The sequence below is a fragment of the Novosphingobium barchaimii LL02 genome (assembly GCF_001046635.1).
Taxonomy (GTDB): Bacteria; Pseudomonadota; Alphaproteobacteria; order Sphingomonadales; family Sphingomonadaceae; genus Novosphingobium; species Novosphingobium barchaimii.
Window position 1 is genome coordinate 616,790 of record NZ_KQ130454.1, and the last position, 16,133, is coordinate 632,922.

At 65.0% G+C, this 16,133-nt stretch carries 13 protein-coding genes; 9 read left to right on the forward strand and 4 right to left on the reverse strand.

What is annotated here, in order from left to right:
- Positions 1–135 precede the first annotated feature (135 nt).
- Positions 136–306, reverse strand: a complete 171-nt coding sequence (locus tag V474_RS26205; RefSeq protein WP_169795067.1) for a hypothetical protein — start codon at positions 304–306, stop codon at positions 136–138.
- A gap of 168 nt (positions 307–474) precedes the next feature.
- Here V474_RS26205 and V474_RS13420 point away from each other — a divergent pair, with 168 nt between their 5' ends.
- From V474_RS13420 to metH, 5 genes are read left to right on the forward strand one after another with little or no spacing between them, the layout of a single operon-like run.
- On the forward strand, positions 475–1,446 hold the full coding sequence (locus tag V474_RS13420) for an ArsR/SmtB family transcription factor (RefSeq protein ID WP_059151953.1): 972 nt from the start codon (positions 475–477) through the stop codon (positions 1,444–1,446).
- The gene (gene metF / locus V474_RS13425; protein ID WP_059151954.1) at positions 1,443–2,363 is read left to right on the forward strand and encodes a methylenetetrahydrofolate reductase [NAD(P)H]; all 921 of its coding nucleotides are present in this window, start codon (positions 1,443–1,445) and stop codon (positions 2,361–2,363) included. The genes V474_RS13420 and metF overlap by 4 nt, the downstream gene beginning before the upstream one ends.
- Positions 2,360–3,406 carry a homocysteine S-methyltransferase family protein gene (locus tag V474_RS13430; RefSeq protein WP_059151955.1) on the forward strand — a complete coding sequence of 349 codons (1,047 nt, stop codon included), beginning with the start codon at positions 2,360–2,362 and terminating at the stop codon, positions 3,404–3,406. The genes metF and V474_RS13430 overlap by 4 nt, the downstream gene beginning before the upstream one ends.
- A gap of 13 nt (positions 3,407–3,419) precedes the next feature.
- On the forward strand, positions 3,420–3,953 hold the full coding sequence (locus tag V474_RS13435) for a GNAT family N-acetyltransferase (RefSeq protein WP_059151956.1): 534 nt from the start codon (positions 3,420–3,422) through the stop codon (positions 3,951–3,953).
- Between the two features lie 16 nt (positions 3,954–3,969).
- Complete coding sequence (gene metH / locus V474_RS13440) at positions 3,970–6,609, forward strand: methionine synthase (RefSeq protein ID WP_059151957.1); 2,640 nt, start codon at positions 3,970–3,972, stop codon at positions 6,607–6,609.
- A 13-nt stretch (positions 6,610–6,622) separates the two neighbouring features.
- Here metH and V474_RS13445 read toward each other — a convergent pair whose 3' ends face one another.
- Entirely contained in the window at positions 6,623–6,889 is a 267-nt protein-coding gene (locus tag V474_RS13445; RefSeq protein WP_059151958.1) for a hypothetical protein, read from the reverse strand.
- A 258-nt stretch (positions 6,890–7,147) separates the two neighbouring features.
- Between V474_RS13445 and recQ the strand changes: the two genes are divergently transcribed.
- Positions 7,148–9,028, forward strand: a complete 1,881-nt coding sequence (gene recQ, locus V474_RS13450) for a DNA helicase RecQ (protein WP_236711262.1) — start codon at positions 7,148–7,150, stop codon at positions 9,026–9,028.
- Positions 9,029–9,063: 35 nt separating this feature from the next.
- Here recQ and V474_RS13455 read toward each other — a convergent pair whose 3' ends face one another.
- Positions 9,064–9,339, reverse strand: a complete 276-nt coding sequence (locus V474_RS13455; RefSeq protein WP_059151959.1) for a hypothetical protein — start codon at positions 9,337–9,339, stop codon at positions 9,064–9,066.
- A 90-nt stretch (positions 9,340–9,429) separates the two neighbouring features.
- Positions 9,430–10,884, reverse strand: coding sequence for a L,D-transpeptidase family protein (locus V474_RS13460; protein ID WP_059151960.1), 1,455 nt, complete (start codon positions 10,882–10,884; stop codon positions 9,430–9,432).
- A 163-nt stretch (positions 10,885–11,047) separates the two neighbouring features.
- On the opposite strand from V474_RS13460, the gene V474_RS13465 reads away from it, so the two are divergent.
- The 3 genes from V474_RS13465 to V474_RS13475 all read left to right on the forward strand — a co-directional run bounded on the left by V474_RS13465 (position 11,048) and on the right by V474_RS13475 (position 15,686).
- A complete protein-coding gene (locus V474_RS13465) occupies positions 11,048–11,935 on the forward strand; it encodes a DMT family transporter (protein ID WP_059152156.1) in 888 nt (295 codons plus the stop codon).
- Positions 11,936–12,071: 136 nt separating this feature from the next.
- The gene (acnA, locus tag V474_RS13470) at positions 12,072–14,744 is read left to right on the forward strand and encodes an aconitate hydratase AcnA (protein WP_059151961.1); all 2,673 of its coding nucleotides are present in this window, start codon (positions 12,072–12,074) and stop codon (positions 14,742–14,744) included.
- Positions 14,745–14,954: 210 nt separating this feature from the next.
- Positions 14,955–15,686 carry a hypothetical protein gene (locus tag V474_RS13475; protein WP_201786032.1) on the forward strand — a complete coding sequence of 244 codons (732 nt, stop codon included), beginning with the start codon at positions 14,955–14,957 and terminating at the stop codon, positions 15,684–15,686.
- Positions 15,687–16,133 lie beyond the last annotated feature (447 nt).

The window sequence follows — 16,133 nt, forward strand, 5'->3', positions numbered from 1 at the left end:
TACAAAAAACCCTCCCGCTAAGGAGGGCTTCTGTCCGTCGTAAAACGGACTTTTCGCCGGTTCCCGAAGGATCCCGGATCGAAAAGCGGCGGGGGCCAGCGTACCGCTAGGGCAGGCGCCAGACCCCCTCGCCGATTACATAGCCTCGGACGGAGCCTCGGTCGGTACGTCGGTGGCGTCGCCGGTCATCATCTCTTCAGGAGTGGTCTCAACCGACTCAGTGGCTTCAGGAGCCGGGCTACCACCGCAGGCGGCGAGCGACAGAGCGGCGACCGACGCGAACGCCGCGAAAGCAATCTTCTTCATGCGAATCCCCTTGCATTGTTTGACCCACAGGCCAACGCTTGCAGGCAAGCCTGCAGTGCCAATCTTTAGACGAGACCATGGTGCAACGCAAACAGGAATGATTGGTGCCGAAATCCGCTGATTTCCGAGGGCTTGCGCACATATAAAGATATCTTTATATGACACCTCATGCAGATCGACCCTCTCCTGAGAGCTCTTTCAGAGCCAACGCGCCTGCGCATCATGCGCCTGCTCGCGCATATGGAGCTGGCGGTCGGCGAACTGGCCCAAGTGCTGGACCAGAGCCAGCCGCGCGTATCGCGCCACATCCGCATCCTGTGCGACGCCGGGCTGGCCGAACGCCGCAAGGAAGGCAGCTGGGTATTCCTGCGCAGCGCGGTGAGCGAGCATGAGACGCTGTCCCTGGGAAGCGCCGCCGCGCAGCTTCTGTCCGTGGCGGAGCGCGAAGATGCACTGTTTTCCGGCCGCTGCGCCGAGGATCGCCGCCAGCTTGCCGCGATCCGCGCCGGGCGCGAGTCCAGCGCGCAGGCCTACTTCGCGCGCCACGCGGTGGAATGGGATACCCTGCGCCGCCTGCACGGAGCCGACGAGCCGGTCGAGGCGGCTCTGCTCGCTTCGCTTGGAGCGCAGCCGCTGGGGGCTCTGCTCGATGTCGGCACTGGCACGGGCCGCATCGCCGAGCTTCTTGCCACACGCGCCGGGCGCGTGACCGCGCTCGACAAGAGCCCGGAAATGCTGCGCATCGCGCGGGCCCGCCTGCAGTCCCTGCCCGCCGACAAGGTCGATCTGGTGCAGGGCGACTTCACCGGCCTGCCCTTCACCGATGACGCCTTCGATACGGTGCTGTTCCATCAGGTGCTGCACTATGCGCAGGACCCTGGCGTCGTGCTGGCCGAAGCCGCGCGTGTGCTGCGGCGCGGCGGGCGCATCGCCATCGTCGACCTCGCCGCGCACGAGCGCGAGGAGCTGCGCGAAGTGCATGCCCATGCCCGCCTCGGCTTTTCCGACGAACAGATGGCGGCGCTGCTCACCTCTGCCGGGCTGATGCCCGCCGCCCCGGTCGCGCTCCCGGGCGATCCGCTTACAGTCAAAATCTGGACGGCCAGCCGTACCGCCAATCGAGAGACGATCCTGACATGACCGCAGTAGCTCCCCCAGTTTCCGGGCGCATCGCAGAAACTCCGCTATTCGCAGGGCTGCCGGGCGACATTTCCGTGTCCTTCGAATTCTTCCCGCCCAAGTCGGAGAAGATGGAAGAGCAGCTGTGGGACGCGATCACCCAGCTGGCCCCGCTCGATCCCAGCTTTGTCTCGGTAACTTACGGCGCCGGCGGCTCCACGCGCGAGCGCACCCATGCCACCGTGTCGCGTATCGTGCGCGAGACCTCGCTGGTGCCCGCCGCGCACCTTACCTGCGTGGCCGCCAGCAAGGCCGAGATCGACGAGGTGGTCGACCAGTACTGGGACGCGGGCGTGCGCCACATCGTCGCCCTGCGCGGCGATCCGCCGCCAGCCGACGGCGGCCGCTTCGTGCCGCACCCGCAAGGCTACGCCAGCGCGGCGGAACTCGTCGAAGGCCTGAAGAAGCGCCGCGACTTCGAAATTTCGGTCGCCGCCTATCCCGAAGTCCACCCCGAGGCGGTCAGCGCGACTGACGATCTCGACAACCTGAAGCGCAAGCTTGATGCCGGGGCCACCCGCGCGATCACGCAGTTCTTCTTCTCCACCGACGCCTATTTCCGCTTCATGGACAAGGCGCTGGCGGCGGGCATCACCGCGCCGATCCTGCCGGGTATCATGCCGGTGACCAGCTTCGCGGCGATCCGCCGGATGTCGGGCAACACGGCGATCCCGGGCTGGCTGGAGACGATGTTCGACGGAATGGACACCCGCCCCGGCCCGCGCGCGCTGGTCGCCGCCGTCGCCGCTGCGGACCTTTGCAAGCGCCTGTATGAAGGCGGCGTGCGCGATTTCCACTTCTACACCCTCAACAGGGCCGAGCAGGCTTACGCGATCTGCCAGCTTCTCGGCCTGCGTCCAAAGGAGAACGCGGCATGAGCGCACGCGAAACGTTCCTCGCCGAGGCGGCCAAGCGCATCCTCATCACCGACGGCGCCTTCGGGACCGAGATCCAGAACTGGAAACTGTCGGAAGCGGACTATGCCGGCACGCTGGGCCTTTCCCATGACCAGAAGGGCAACAACGACATCCTCGCGCTGACCAAGCCCGAGGTGCCCGAGGCGATCCACCGCGCCTATTTCGAGGCCGGCGCCGACATTGCCGAAACCAACACGTTCTCGGCCAACCGCATCAGCCAGGCCGATTACGGCGCTGAGCATCTCGTGCGCGAAATCAACGTCGAATCGGCGAAACTCGCCCGCCGTCTGGCCGACGAGTTTCAGGCTAAGGACGGCCGCCCTCGCTTCGTCGCCGGCGCGATCGGGCCGACCAACAAGACCCTCTCGCTCAGCCCAGACGTCAACGATCCGGGTTACCGCGAGATCAGCTGGGACACGCTGGTCGATGTTTATAAGGAGCAGGCCGCTGCCCTCGTCGAAGGCGGCGCCGACTTCATCCTGATCGAGACGGTGTTCGACACCCTCAACGCCAAGGCCGGGGTCATGGCGGTGCGCCAGCTCGAAGCCGAACTGGGCCGCGAAGTGCCGATCATGATGTCGATGACATTGACCGACCTTTCGGGCCGCAACCTGTCGGGCCACACGGTCGAGGCGTTCTGGGCGGCGATCCGCCATGCCAAGCCGCTGACCATCGGGCTGAACTGCTCGTTCGGCGCCACGCAGCTGCGCCCGCACGTCAAGACTTTGTCGGAACACGCCGACACGCTCATCATGATCTACCCCAACGCCGGCCTGCCCAACGAACTGGGCGAGTATGACGAGATGCCCGATACCACCGCCGGTTTCGTGGGCGAATGGGCGGTCGCGGGGCAGGTCAACGTGCTGGGCGGCTGCTGCGGCTCAACGCCGGCGCACATCGCGGCGATCGCGCGCAAGGTGGGAGGCATGGCCCCGCGCCAGATCCCCGCTCTGGAGCCGGTGACGCGCCTTGCCGGCCTCGAACCGTTCGTCATGGCGTCCTGAGGCAGGCGCGCGCGTGACCGACATTCCCATCTGGCGCATCCGCCCGGCCGGCCCGGAAGATGCCGACGCGCTTGGCCTGGTGGGCGCGGCGACGTTCCTCGAAAGCTTCGCGGGGCTGATCGACGGCAGTGCACTGGTGGCACATTGCCGGGACCAGCACGCGGCGGAGACGTACCGCGCCTATCTCGCCAGGGGCGCGAAGGCGTGGCTGGCCGAGATCGAGCCGGGCGGTGCGCCCGTAGGCTATGCATTGTCCTGCACGCCGGAGCTGGAACTGGCGCAGCCGGGCGACCTTGAACTGAAGCGCATCTATCTGCTCTCGCGCTTTCAGGGTTCCTACATGGCCAGCGCGCTGATGCAGGCGGTGATGTCAGAAGCGGCGGGCGCCAGGCGCCTGCTGCTGGGCGTCAAGGACGATAACAGCCGCGCGCTGGCCTTTTACCGCAAGCACGGGTTCGAGACGATCGGCACTCGCCGTTTCGACGTGGGCGGCAAGATTTACAACGACTATGTGCTGGCACGGCCTCTTGCCGCAGCCGCCCTCTGATCCAACGAGAAGAACCATGACCTCGACCACTTCCGCCCCTGCCTCCACCGGCGCCCGCTTCGTCAACATCGGCGAGCGCACCAACGTCACCGGCTCGGCGAAATTCAAGAAGCTGGTCATGGCCGGCGATTATCCCGCCGCTGTCGAAGTGGCCCGCCAGCAGGTCGAGAACGGCGCGCAGGTGATCGACGTCAACATGGACGAGGGCCTGCTCGACGCGATCGAGGCGATGACCACCTACCTCAACCTGATCGCCGCCGAGCCGGACATCGCCCGCGTGCCGGTGATGATCGACAGCTCGAAGTGGGACGTGATCGAGGCAGGTCTGAAATGCGTCTCGGGCAAGCCGATCGTCAATTCGATCTCGATGAAGGAAGGCGAGGAGCCGTTCCTGCACTATGCGCGAAAGTGCATGGATTACGGCGCCGCCGTGGTCGTCATGGCCTTCGACGAGACCGGACAGGCCGACACCAAGGCCCGCAAGATCGAGATCTGTCAGCGCGCCTACAAGCTGCTCACCGGCATCGGCTTCCCGCCAGAAGACATCATCTTCGACCCCAACGTCTTCGCCGTCGCCACCGGCATCGAGGAGCATGACCGCTACGGGCTGGACTTCATCGAGGCGGTGGCGGAAATCCGCGCGACCTGCCCGCATGTCCACTTCTCGGGCGGACTCTCCAACCTCTCGTTCAGCTTCCGCGGCAACGAGACGGTACGCCGGGCGATGCACTCGGTCTTCCTCTACCATGCGATCCCCGCCGGACTGGACATGGCGATCGTGAACGCCGGCCAGCTCGACGTCTACGACCAGATCGACCCTGCGCTTCGCGAGGCCTGCGAAGACGTCATCATGATGCGCACCCCCGGCGTCGGGGCAGACGGCAGAACCGCCACCGAGCGCCTGATCGACCTCGCCGAAAGCTATAAGGGCAAGGACGTCGTCGCCGAAAAGGCCGCGGAGGAATGGCGCAGCTGGGACGTGGTCAAGCGTCTGGAGCATGCGCTGGTCCGGGGCATCGACGCCTATGTCGTCGAGGATACCGAGGAATGCCGCGCCGCGATCGAAGCCGCCGGCGGCCGCCCGATCGAGGTCATCGAAGGCCCGCTGATGGGCGGCATGAACGTGGTCGGCGACCTGTTCGGCAGCGGCAAGATGTTCCTGCCGCAGGTGGTCAAATCGGCGCGCGTGATGAAGAAGGCGGTCGCCCACCTGATCCCCTTCATCGAGGCGAGCAAGGAGCCCGGCGCGAAGGCCAAGGGCCGTATCATCATGGCCACCGTCAAGGGCGACGTCCACGATATCGGCAAGAACATCGTTGGCGTGGTCCTGCAGTGCAACGGCTACGAAGTGATCGATCTGGGCGTCATGGTGCCGTGGTCGAAGATCCTCGAACAGGCGGCCGAGCATGACGCCGACATCATCGGCCTGTCGGGCCTGATCACCCCCTCGCTCGACGAGATGGTGACCGTGGCCGAGGAAATGCAGCGTTCGGAGATGACCATCCCGCTGCTGATCGGCGGCGCCACCACGTCCAAGGTCCACACCGCGCTGCGCATCGACCCGGCCTACAAGGGCCCGGTGATCCATGTCCTGGATGCCAGCCGCGCGGTCGGCGTGGCTTCGCAGCTTCTGTCGGACACGCAGGCGGAGGGCTTCGTGTCCTCCGTCTCGATCGACTACGAGAAGGTACGCGAAGCCCGCGCCAACAAGGGCCAGAGCGACCTGCTGTCGCTTACCGACGCGCGCGCCAACAAGTTCCCCACCGACTTTGCGCTCAAGGCCCCGGCGCCGGTGGAGCCGGGCCTGCACGTCTTCGAGGAATGGGACCTTGCGGACCTTGCCGAGACGTTCGACTGGACCCCGTTCTTCCGCGCCTGGGAACTGGCGGGCAACTACCCGAACATCCTCACCGACGAAGTGGTCGGCGAAAGCGCGACCAGCCTGTTCGCCGATGCACAGGCGATGCTGAAAAAGATCATCGATGAAAAGTGGCTGACCGCCAAGGGCGTCTGCGCCTTCTGGCCAGTGCGCGCCGATGGCGATGACGTGCTCCTCGATGACGGCACCCGCCTGCCCATGCTGCGCCAGCAGGTGAAGAAGTCACGCGGGCGGGCGAACTTCTGCCTTTCCGACTTCATCGACCCGGCGGGCGACTGGCTCGGCGGCTTCGCTGTGGGCATCCACGGCATCGAACCGCACCTCGCCCGCTTCCAGGCCGCGCACGACGACTACTCGGACATCCTGCTGAAAGCCCTTGCCGACCGCTTCGCGGAAGCCTTCGCCGAGCGCCTCCACGCGCACGTGCGCACCAGGCTATGGGGCTACGCCGCCGACGAGCAGTTCACCAACGAAGCCTTGATCCGCGAGGAATATCGCGGCATCCGCCCCGCGCCCGGCTACCCGGCCTGCCCCGACCACTCGCTCAAACCAATTCTGTTCGACCTGCTCAAAGCATCGGACAATGCCGGGATCGTGCTGACCGAAAGCCAGGCGATGCTGCCCACCGCCGCGGTGTCGGGCTTCTACTTCGCCCACCCGGAAAGCCAGTACTTCGGCGTTGCCCGCATCGGCCGCGACCAGTTGGAGGACTACGCCGTGCGCCGGGACGTGGACCTGCCCACGGCCGAACGCTGGCTGCGCCCCAACCTCGACTAAGCCGAAACCGGGTTCAGGAAAGCGATTGCCCAGCGCGCCACAAGGCGCGCTGGCGCAGATACGCATCGCTGACGCTGGTGCCCACAGCCACAGCAAGAACCGCCAGAGCCGCGTCCAGGCCATGCTTCGCCAGTTCGGCGATGGCCGGCGCGGTATCCTGCCCCAGTTCACGCGCCAGCATCTTGAGGACATGTGCCCTCTCCGCCAATTCCATCTCGGTGAGCCAGTTGCACCGGCCTTCCCCGCGTCCGGCAGATGCATCCTGCATGTAACGACTCATTGTTTTTCTCGACCCTGCGGCTTGCAATCGCTCAAGCCCCCACGACTTGAAATCGATTGCAGCATCGTTACGAGCTATCATCGCAGTGCTGATCGAGCATTTAACGCTGGATTGGGGGTTTTACGGAGAAGCCAAAGAACTTGGCCGATGGCCGGAGGTCTTCCCCCGCCGCCCCTGAAACTGTTTTGCCACCGAAATCGCGAAAAGGCGCTGCCTCGCGGGTTCCAGCGAGGCTGACGCTCTGCCATAGTCGCCAGCGTGAACGAAGACGACTGGCCTTTCGAGACGACCTTTTACGGCGAACCTGACGCCGACATGATCGACCCCTATGCGCCGGATGTCGACTGGACGCCGGCTGCCCCGCCAACGCCGGACGCAGTGGCCAAGTCGCTTCATGACGTCTTCGGCTTCAACGGCTTTCGCGGTGTGCAGAATCAGGTGGTCGACCGCGTGCTGCATGGTCAGTCCACGCTGGCGATAATGCCGACAGGTGCGGGCAAGTCGCTGACCTATCAGCTTCCGGCGGTGATGCTGCAGGGGACCTGCGTGGTCGTCTCGCCGCTGATCGCCTTGATGCATGACCAGCTTCGTTCCGCCCGGGCCAATGGCATTCGCGCAGCGACCCTGACCAGCGCCGACACCGATCGGGGCCAGACCATGGACGCCTTCCGCGCGGGCGAGCTAGACCTGCTCTACATCGCCCCGGAACGCGCCAGCCAGTCGCACTTCCGCGAACTGCTGATGAGCGCGCGGATCGGCCTGTTCGCCATCGACGAAGCGCACTGCGTTTCCGAGTGGGGCCACGATTTTCGCCCCGACTACCGCCTGCTGCGCCCGCTGCTCGACGCCTTCCCGCAAGTCCCGCGTCTCGCGCTGACGGCCACGGCGGATCACCACACCCGCGCCGATATCCTTGCCCAACTCGGCATTCCCGAAGACGGCATGATCATCGCCGGATTCGACCGGCCCAATATCCGCTACACCATCCAGCCGCGCGACAACGCGATGCGTCAGATCAAGGCAGTGGTGGAGGACAACCCCGGCCCCGGCATCATCTACGCCCCCACCCGCGCACGCGTGGAGCAGCTTGCCGAAAGCCTGGCCACCGCGACCGGCCGGCGGGTGCTACCCTATCACGCCGGCCTTCCGCCAGAGGTTCGCGCCCGCAACCAGGCCGCTTTCGTGGCCTCCGAAGACATGGTGATGGTGGCAACGGTCGCCTTCGGCATGGGCATCGACAAGCCGGACGTGCGCTTCGTGGCCCATGCCGGCATCCCCAAGTCAATCGAGGGGTACTATCAGGAAACCGGCCGCGCCGGGCGCGACGGCGACCCCTCGGTGGCGGTGATGTTCTGGGGCGCGGACGATTTCGCCCGTGCCCGCCAGCGCCTGTCGGAGATCGAGCCGCACCGCCTGCAGAGCGAGCGCCAGCGCCTCGATTCGCTGGCCGGCCTTGTTGAAACCGCCGCCTGCCGCCGCGCGGTACTGCTGCGCCATTTCGGCGAGCAGCCTGCCGAAACCTGCGGCAACTGCGACAACTGCATCAACCCGGTGGGCGTGGTCGATGTGACCGACGTGGCGCGCAAACTGCTCTCGGCAGTCTACCGCACCGGGCAGTCCTATGGCCTGGGCCATCTGGAAAAGGTGCTGACCGGCGTTGCCGACGACCGCGTGCTGCAACGCGGGCACGACCAACTTTCGGTCTTCGGCATCCTGACCGAGGAAGAGAAGCCGATGCTCAAGGCGCTGGCCCGTGCGCTCCAGGCGCGCGGTAGCCTCACGCCGACCGAGCATGGCGGTTTGATGCTGGGCGGCGATGCCCGCGAGATTCTGAAGGGTGAGGCTTCGGTAGCAATCGTCGTGCCGCCCAAAACCGAGCGCAAGCGCCGTTCCAAGGGCGGCGACGTGGCATCCAACCCGGTCGACGATCCGCTGTTCGACGCCTTGCGCGAACTGCGCCGGGAGCTGGCGAAGGAGGCCGGAGTGCCGCCTTACGTCGTTTTCCACGATTCGACCCTGCGCGAGATGGCAGCGGCGCGGCCTTCGTCATTGGCGGACTTGGGCGGTATCGGCGGCGTCGGCACGCGCAAGCTGGATGCCTATGGCGATGCGTTTCTGGAAGTGATCCGCCGGCACTGAAGACTTCCACCCCGTCGCTACGTTATGGGGGTGGATCAGTCTTCGAATGTTACCGGCATCGCCAGCAGGTACGGCAATTCGGGCGATGCTATGCGCGATTCCGTGCCGCTGTCATGGATCAGCACTACGCGCCCGACGCCCGGCGTCGCTACCACGGCTGTGACCGTATCTACCCAATCATGAAGCAATGCGCGAATGCGGGACAGTGCCTCCGCTTCGCGCGTGGTGGTGCCAGAGGCTTCGAGTTCGGCCTCAAGGTCGGCGACACGCGCGGTTGCCTCGTCGATGCGGTCGGCGTTTTGGTCGGTCATCGCGGGTAGCTCCTTACCTACGACGCCGATTTGGCCCGCGCAGCGGCGCGGGACAAGCGCGCCGCCGGTTAGATCGCCGCCGCGTTACTCTTAAAGCGGGTTGTCCAGCTGGATGATTGCCTCGTCGCTGGTGCGCTGGGTAGTCTTGAGTGCGCGGGGTGCCTTGAAGCTGGCGAGCACCGGCGCATCGCGCTCGTAGATGTCGGCAAAGGGCTTCAAATCGCCGTCGATCGAACGGGCGAAGGTGAAATAGGTGAGGTAAACCGGGAAAGTGCGCGTCATCGGCACCTTCTTGTACTCGCCCGCGCGCGACAGTTCGGCGGCGTCGGTGGCTGACATCTGGGCACCCAGGATCGCCATGGTCATGCCAAGTTCGACAGCCCGCTCGGTGCGGATGCAGCCATGGCTGAAGGCGCGCACGTCCGAATTGAAGTACTGCTTCGAAGGCGTGTCGTGCAGGTAGATCGCATGGGGGTTGGGCATGTCGATCTTCATCAGGCCCAGCGCGTTGCTTGGCCCCGGCTGCTGGACAACGGTGATCATGCCGTTCTCTGCCTTGTAGCCCTTGTAGTGGTTGGCGGCAGCCCAACGGGGATTGGCCAGCACCTTGGCGCCCAGGCCCTCACCCTTGACGATAGACTGCGGCACCGTCCAGGTCGGGTTGAACACTACCGCGCTTACCGTCTCAGCCAGCTGCGGCGTAGCGGTGCGGCCCGGCTTGCCAACCACCGTCTTGTAGGTGCGGATGGCCTTGTATTCGCCCGCCTTGTTCTTGACGATCAAGCGAAGCTGGAACTCGGGCACGTTGGTCATAAGATACACGCTGCCAAGGTCACGGGCCAGCCAGCGCCAGCGGTCCATGTTCGCCTGGATCAGCGCGCGTCGCGGCTTGTTCGCCATCGGAGTGGCGTTAAGCTCGGTCTTGAGCGCCGCATAGTCCGGGTTGGTTGGTGCCAATGTGTCAACGATACCGGCGATGTTATGGTCGGAAAGCGCCTGCGCCATGATCGTGGCGGTGGGCATCGCGTCTTGGTCCGGGTCAACCGCGAACCACTGCACGCGCGCCGCCATCGGGGTGCGGCCATCGCGCAAGTCCTCGATAAGCCACCCGAAAACTCGGCTTGCCAAGGCGTCCAGCGCATCGCCTTCGCCGGCCGCAATCGCGGTTTTCAGCGCGGCGGGCTGGTAATCGGCGGGCATAAGGCCTTCCTTGCCGATATATTCGATGGTCTTGAGCAGGGCCTGCGCATCCGCCAGCGCCCAAGGCATCACCGGTTCGGCCACCACGGCGTCCTGCACAACGGGCACCGAAACCATTGGCGTACCCACCGGGCTCTGCATCGCAGTTGGAGAGGGGGGCACCGGCACCGGCGCGGGAACGCGCTTGGGCGCCGAAGTGGGCGCGGCGGGCGTGGCCGTGCTCTTGGGCAGCAGGTCCTCGGGCATTTCCGTCTTGATCTTCTGCGCCTGCGCCGTCTGCGCACCGAGAGCCAGGATCGTGAGCGCCGAGACGACGCCGGGACCATACCGCTTGAAACTCACCATATTTCCTTGAAACCTGCCCGATTGAATATCCTCAGGATGACGCATGAAGTCACCCGAAGGTTGCCACGATGTGGCCTTTTACGCGTTTCTCTTCAAGGATGCGACATGTCGCAGGCATGAATTGCTTGCGCACAACATTGCGCGGGGCGACAGGCAAGGCGTCATGCAAACGCCTTCCCGCCCCACTTCCGTCCTGCTGCCTGTGCTGGCCGTTGTTGCCGGGATTGCCTCTTTCAGCGTGATGGACGCCGCGATGAAGGCCGCCTCGCTGGCCGTGGGCGTGCTCACCGCGCTACTCCTGCGCAATGTTTTCGCCGCCGTGATGACGCTGCCACTATGGCTGGCGGCGGGCCGCCCGGTGCCCAGCCGCAAGGTGGCGAAGCTGCATTTCCAGCGCTCTGCGGTGACGGCCGTGATGGCGGCGCTGTTCTTCCACGGGCTGGTCCGCATTCCGATGGCCGAGGGCATGGCGATCTCGTTCTTCGCGCCGATCATCGCACTCTATTTCGCCGCGCTGCTGCTGGGCGAGACGATCCACCCCCGCGCCATCCTTGCCGCACTGCTGGGCCTTGTCGGCATGGTCGTGATCGGCGCCGACCGCTTTGGCGCTGGAGAATACGGGCCGGATGCGATTGAGGGCACGATCGCCATCGTCTTCTCGGCCGTGTTCTATGCGCTCAACCTCGTGCTGCAGCGCAAGCAGGCGCTGCTGGCGGGCCCGATCGAGATCGCGCAATTCCAGAACTTCAACCTCGCACTGATCTTCCTGGTCTTCGCGCCGTTCTACTGGACCATGCCCGACGCAGCCGCCCTGTACTGGACCCTGGCCGGCGGGGCGCTGGCCACCACCGCGCTGTTGTTCCTGTCGTGGGGCTACGCCCGTGCAGAGGCGCAGGTTCTGGTGCCGGTGGAATATACCGGCTTCCTCTGGGCGGCGCTGATGGGCTGGCTGATCTTCGGTGAGACGCTTGGCCCCGGCGTGATCGCGGGAACCACCTTGATCGTTCTGGGTTGCTGGGTTGGCACAATGCGTGCGCAAAACAACACTTAAGTCTACCCCCGCTACACTTGACCTTCCACCCCTGAGCGCGCATCGGCAAGCCGACGAAACCGCTTGTCGCACTGCAGCACGGTTCAGGAGCGCCGGAGGCAGCGGGCAGGCCCAGACAAAGGGAACAAAGCCCACCATGACCCAAGTCGGACAGGACTCGCTCGGGACCCGCAGCACCATGACCGTCGGCGGCAAGGCCGTCGCATACTACTCGCTCAAGAAGGCAGCCGAGAAGATCGGCGACGTCAGCCGCCTGCCTTTCTCGATGAAAGTGTTGCTTGAGAACCTCCTGCGCTTCGAAGACGGCGGATTTACCGTCTCCACCGATGACATCAAGGCCATCGCCGGTTGGCAGCAGAACCCCGTCACTGGCGAGGAGATCCAGTACCGCCCGGCGCGCGTACTGCTTCAGGACTTCACCGGCGTGCCTTGCGTGGTCGATCTGGCCGCCATGCGCGATGCGATCTCCAAGCTTGGCGGCGATACCTCCAAGATCAACCCGCTGGTTCCCGTGAACCTGGTCATCGACCACTCGGTCATGGTCGACGAGTTCGGGCACCCCAAGGCTGCCGAGCAGAACGTCGAGATCGAGTACCAGCGCAATATGGAGCGCTATGACTTCCTCAAGTGGGGCTCCAAGTCGCTCGACAATTTCTATGCCGTTCCCCCGGGCACCGGCATCTGCCACCAGGTTAACCTGGAGAACATCGCCAAGACCGTCTGGTCCTCGACCGACCAGAACGGCGATCTCGTCGCTTATCCCGATACCTGCGTCGGCACCGATAGCCACACCACCATGGTCAACGGCCTGGGCGTGCTGGGCTGGGGCGTGGGCGGGATCGAGGCCGAAGCCGCGATGCTGGGCCAGCCGGTTTCGATGCTCATCCCCGAAGTGGTCGGGTTCAAGCTGATCGGCGAGCTTCAGGAAGGCGTCACGGCCACCGACCTGGTGCTCACTTGCACCTCGATGCTGCGCAAGCACGGCGTCGTCGGCCGTTTCGTGGAATATTTCGGCCCCGGCCTCGCCTCGCTGAGCCTTGCCGACCGCGCGACGCTTGCCAACATGGCCCCCGAATACGGCGCGACCTGCGGATTCTTCGGCATCGACGACAAGACGCTGGACTACCTGCGCCTGACCGGCCGCGAGGAAGAGCAGATCGCCCTGGTCGAAGCCTATGCGCGCGAGCAGGGCTTCTGGATCGACCCGGCCGCCGCCGACCCGATCTTCACCAGCACGCTCGAATTGGACATGGCGACTGTCGTGCCTTCGCTCGCCGGCCCGAAGCGCCCGCAGGACTGGGTTTCGCTCCCCGAAGTAGACGACGTGTTCAATGCCGACATGGCGACCACGTACAAGAAGACCCCGCAGCGCGTGCCGGTGGAAGGCAAGGACTTCGACATCGGTGACGGCGACGTCATGATCGCGGCGATCACCAGTTGCACCAACACCTCGAACCCGAGCGTGCTGGTGGCCGCGGGCCTCGTGGCTAAGAAGGCTGACGAACTGGGCCTCAAGCCCAAGCCCTGGGTCAAGACCAGCCTTGCCCCCGGATCGCAGGTCGTCACCGATTACCTGGTAAAGGCCGGGCTGCAGTCGCACCTCGACAACATCGGCTTCAACCTCGTCGGTTACGGCTGCACTACCTGCATTGGCAACTCCGGCCCGCTGGCCGAGCCTATCAGCAAGGCGATCAACGAGAACGGCCTGGTTGCCAGCGCCGTGATCTCGGGCAACCGCAACTTCGAGGGCCGCGTCTCGCCGGACGTGCGCGCCAACTTCCTCGCCTCGCCCCCGCTGGTCGTCGCCTATGCCCTGAAGGGCACCGTGGTGGAAGATTTCACCACGACCCCGATCGGCAAGAGCAAGGACGGCGTCGACGTCTACCTCAAGGACATCTGGCCCACCAACCTCGAAGTCAACGAGACGATGAACGCCTGCGTCGACCGCGCGATGTTCCAGGCCCGCTACGCCGACGTCTACAAGGGCGACAAGCACTGGCAGGCGATCAACGTCGTCGGCTCGGACACCTACCAGTGGCGCGCGGGTTCCACCTATGTCGCCAACCCGCCCTACTTCGAGGGCATGGAGATGACCCCGGCGCCGGTTTCGGACATCATCGAGGCCAGGCCGCTGCTGATCCTGGGCGATTCGATCACCACCGACCACATCTCGCCGGCGGGGTCCATCAAGGCAGACAGCCCGGCGGGCAAGTGGCTGATGGAGCACCAGGTCGCCAAGGAGGACTTCAACTCCTACGGCTCGCGCCGCGGCCACCACGACGTTATGATGCGCGGTACTTTCGCCAACATCCGCATCCGCAACGAAATGGTCCCCGGCATCGAGGGCGGCATGAGCCGCTACGGCACCGAGGCGATGCCGGTCTACGACGCCGCTATGAAGCACAAGGCGGACGGCACCCCGCTGATCGTCATTGGCGGCAAGGAATACGGCACCGGCTCCTCGCGTGACTGGGCCGCCAAGGGCACCAACCTGCTAGGCGTGCGCGTGGTCATCGTTGAGAGCTTCGAGCGCATCCACCGCTCGAACCTGGTGGGCATGGGCGTGTTGCCACTGCAGTTCAAGGATGGCGATACCCGCACCTCGCTGGCGCTGGATGGGGACTGCAGCTTCACCATCACCGGCGTCGCCAGCCTGAAACCGCAGCAGGACGTCGAGGTCGAAGTGACCAGAGCCGACGGCTCGAAGTTCACCTTCACGGCGCTGTGCCGCATCGATACCGCCAACGAAGTCGAGTACTTCATGAACGGCGGCATTCTGCAATACGTGCTGCGCAAGCTGGCTGCCTGATTCTTTTCAGGCGTTGAAGAACCCCCGTCCGGGCAACCGGGCGGGGTTTTCTTTTGCCCGGCGGGCCTTCGACCGCACGCAACCTCGCCGCAATCAATACAAGACGCCCACGAAAAAGGGCAGCGCCTGGTGGCGCCGCCCTTCCACATATGGGCACCGTTTGCACGGCCACCCTCCCCATGTGTTCGTTATATCAGGACTTAGGCCGCCTTGGCACGCGAAAGGCGGCGGCGACCGACGATCGCGGCCGCTGCAGCGCCGAACAGGACCAGCATCGGCGGTGCTGGCACGTCGGTGCCGCCCGACGTGGTCGAAGTCGAACCGCCCGATGACGACGAACTCGTCGATGACGAGCTGGATGTGCTCGACGAGGAACTGGTCGCCCCGCCCGTGGTCGAGGAGCCCGACGAAGACGAGGAACCGCTGCTCGACGATCCGGTCGAAGTCGCGCCGCCGGTGGTATTGTCGTTTCCGCCCGAAGAACTGGAGGACGAACTCGACGAAGACGAGGAGCTGGACGACGAGGAAGACGACGACGAAGTGGTGCTCGTCACGTTCCCGGAAGTGCTGCTGGTGACATTACCCGAAGTCGTGCTGGTGACGTTGCCCGAAGTGGACGAGGTCGTCGATGTGATGCCGCCGGTGGTGGAAGTCGATCCGCCGGTGGTCGAGGATATCCCGCCGGTCGTCGTCGAAGTCGACCCGCCCGTGGTAGAGGTGACACCGCCGGTCGTGGTCGACGAGGAAGTCGAGGTAACGCCGCCCGTTGTGGTGACCCCGCCGGTTGTCGTGACACCGCTGGTGGTGGAGCTGATGACGACATTGCCGCCGCCGCTGCTTCCGCCGCCACCGCCAAAGAACCCGCCGAAGAACCCGCCGCCGAAACCGCCCATAGGACCGCCGCCGATCACCACCGGGGTGCCTCCGCCGCCGCCCGAATAGGACGCGGGCGGAGCCGGGGGAATGTATGGTGCGGGCAGCGGAACCATCGCGGCCTGCTGCTGGTCGCAACAGGTTCGCTTGATGATCTTGCGCACGCGCCTGGTGGTGCGCGGATCATCCTTCCGGACGATGCGCTTAACCGGTTTTGCCGGGATGGCCGTCTTGACCTTGCGGTACTCGGTCTTCGCCGATTGCGTTTCGGCCACGTGGACGGCGCCGCCACCGATAATAGCGCAGCCTGCCGCACAGGCAGACAGTTTCGCAAGGGCCATCCGAACGGACATACTGGTTGCTCTCTTTATTTTGCCTGGATCGCGGCGGTGTCTTGAACCGACACTTGCGATCCATCTGCCAGAAACAACGCAGAGTCCGGTTAACGGGACAACGGCGTTAACCGCTATTCTCACGTCCCAAGGCGGGAAAACTGGTTAATTTATTCTTCTAACC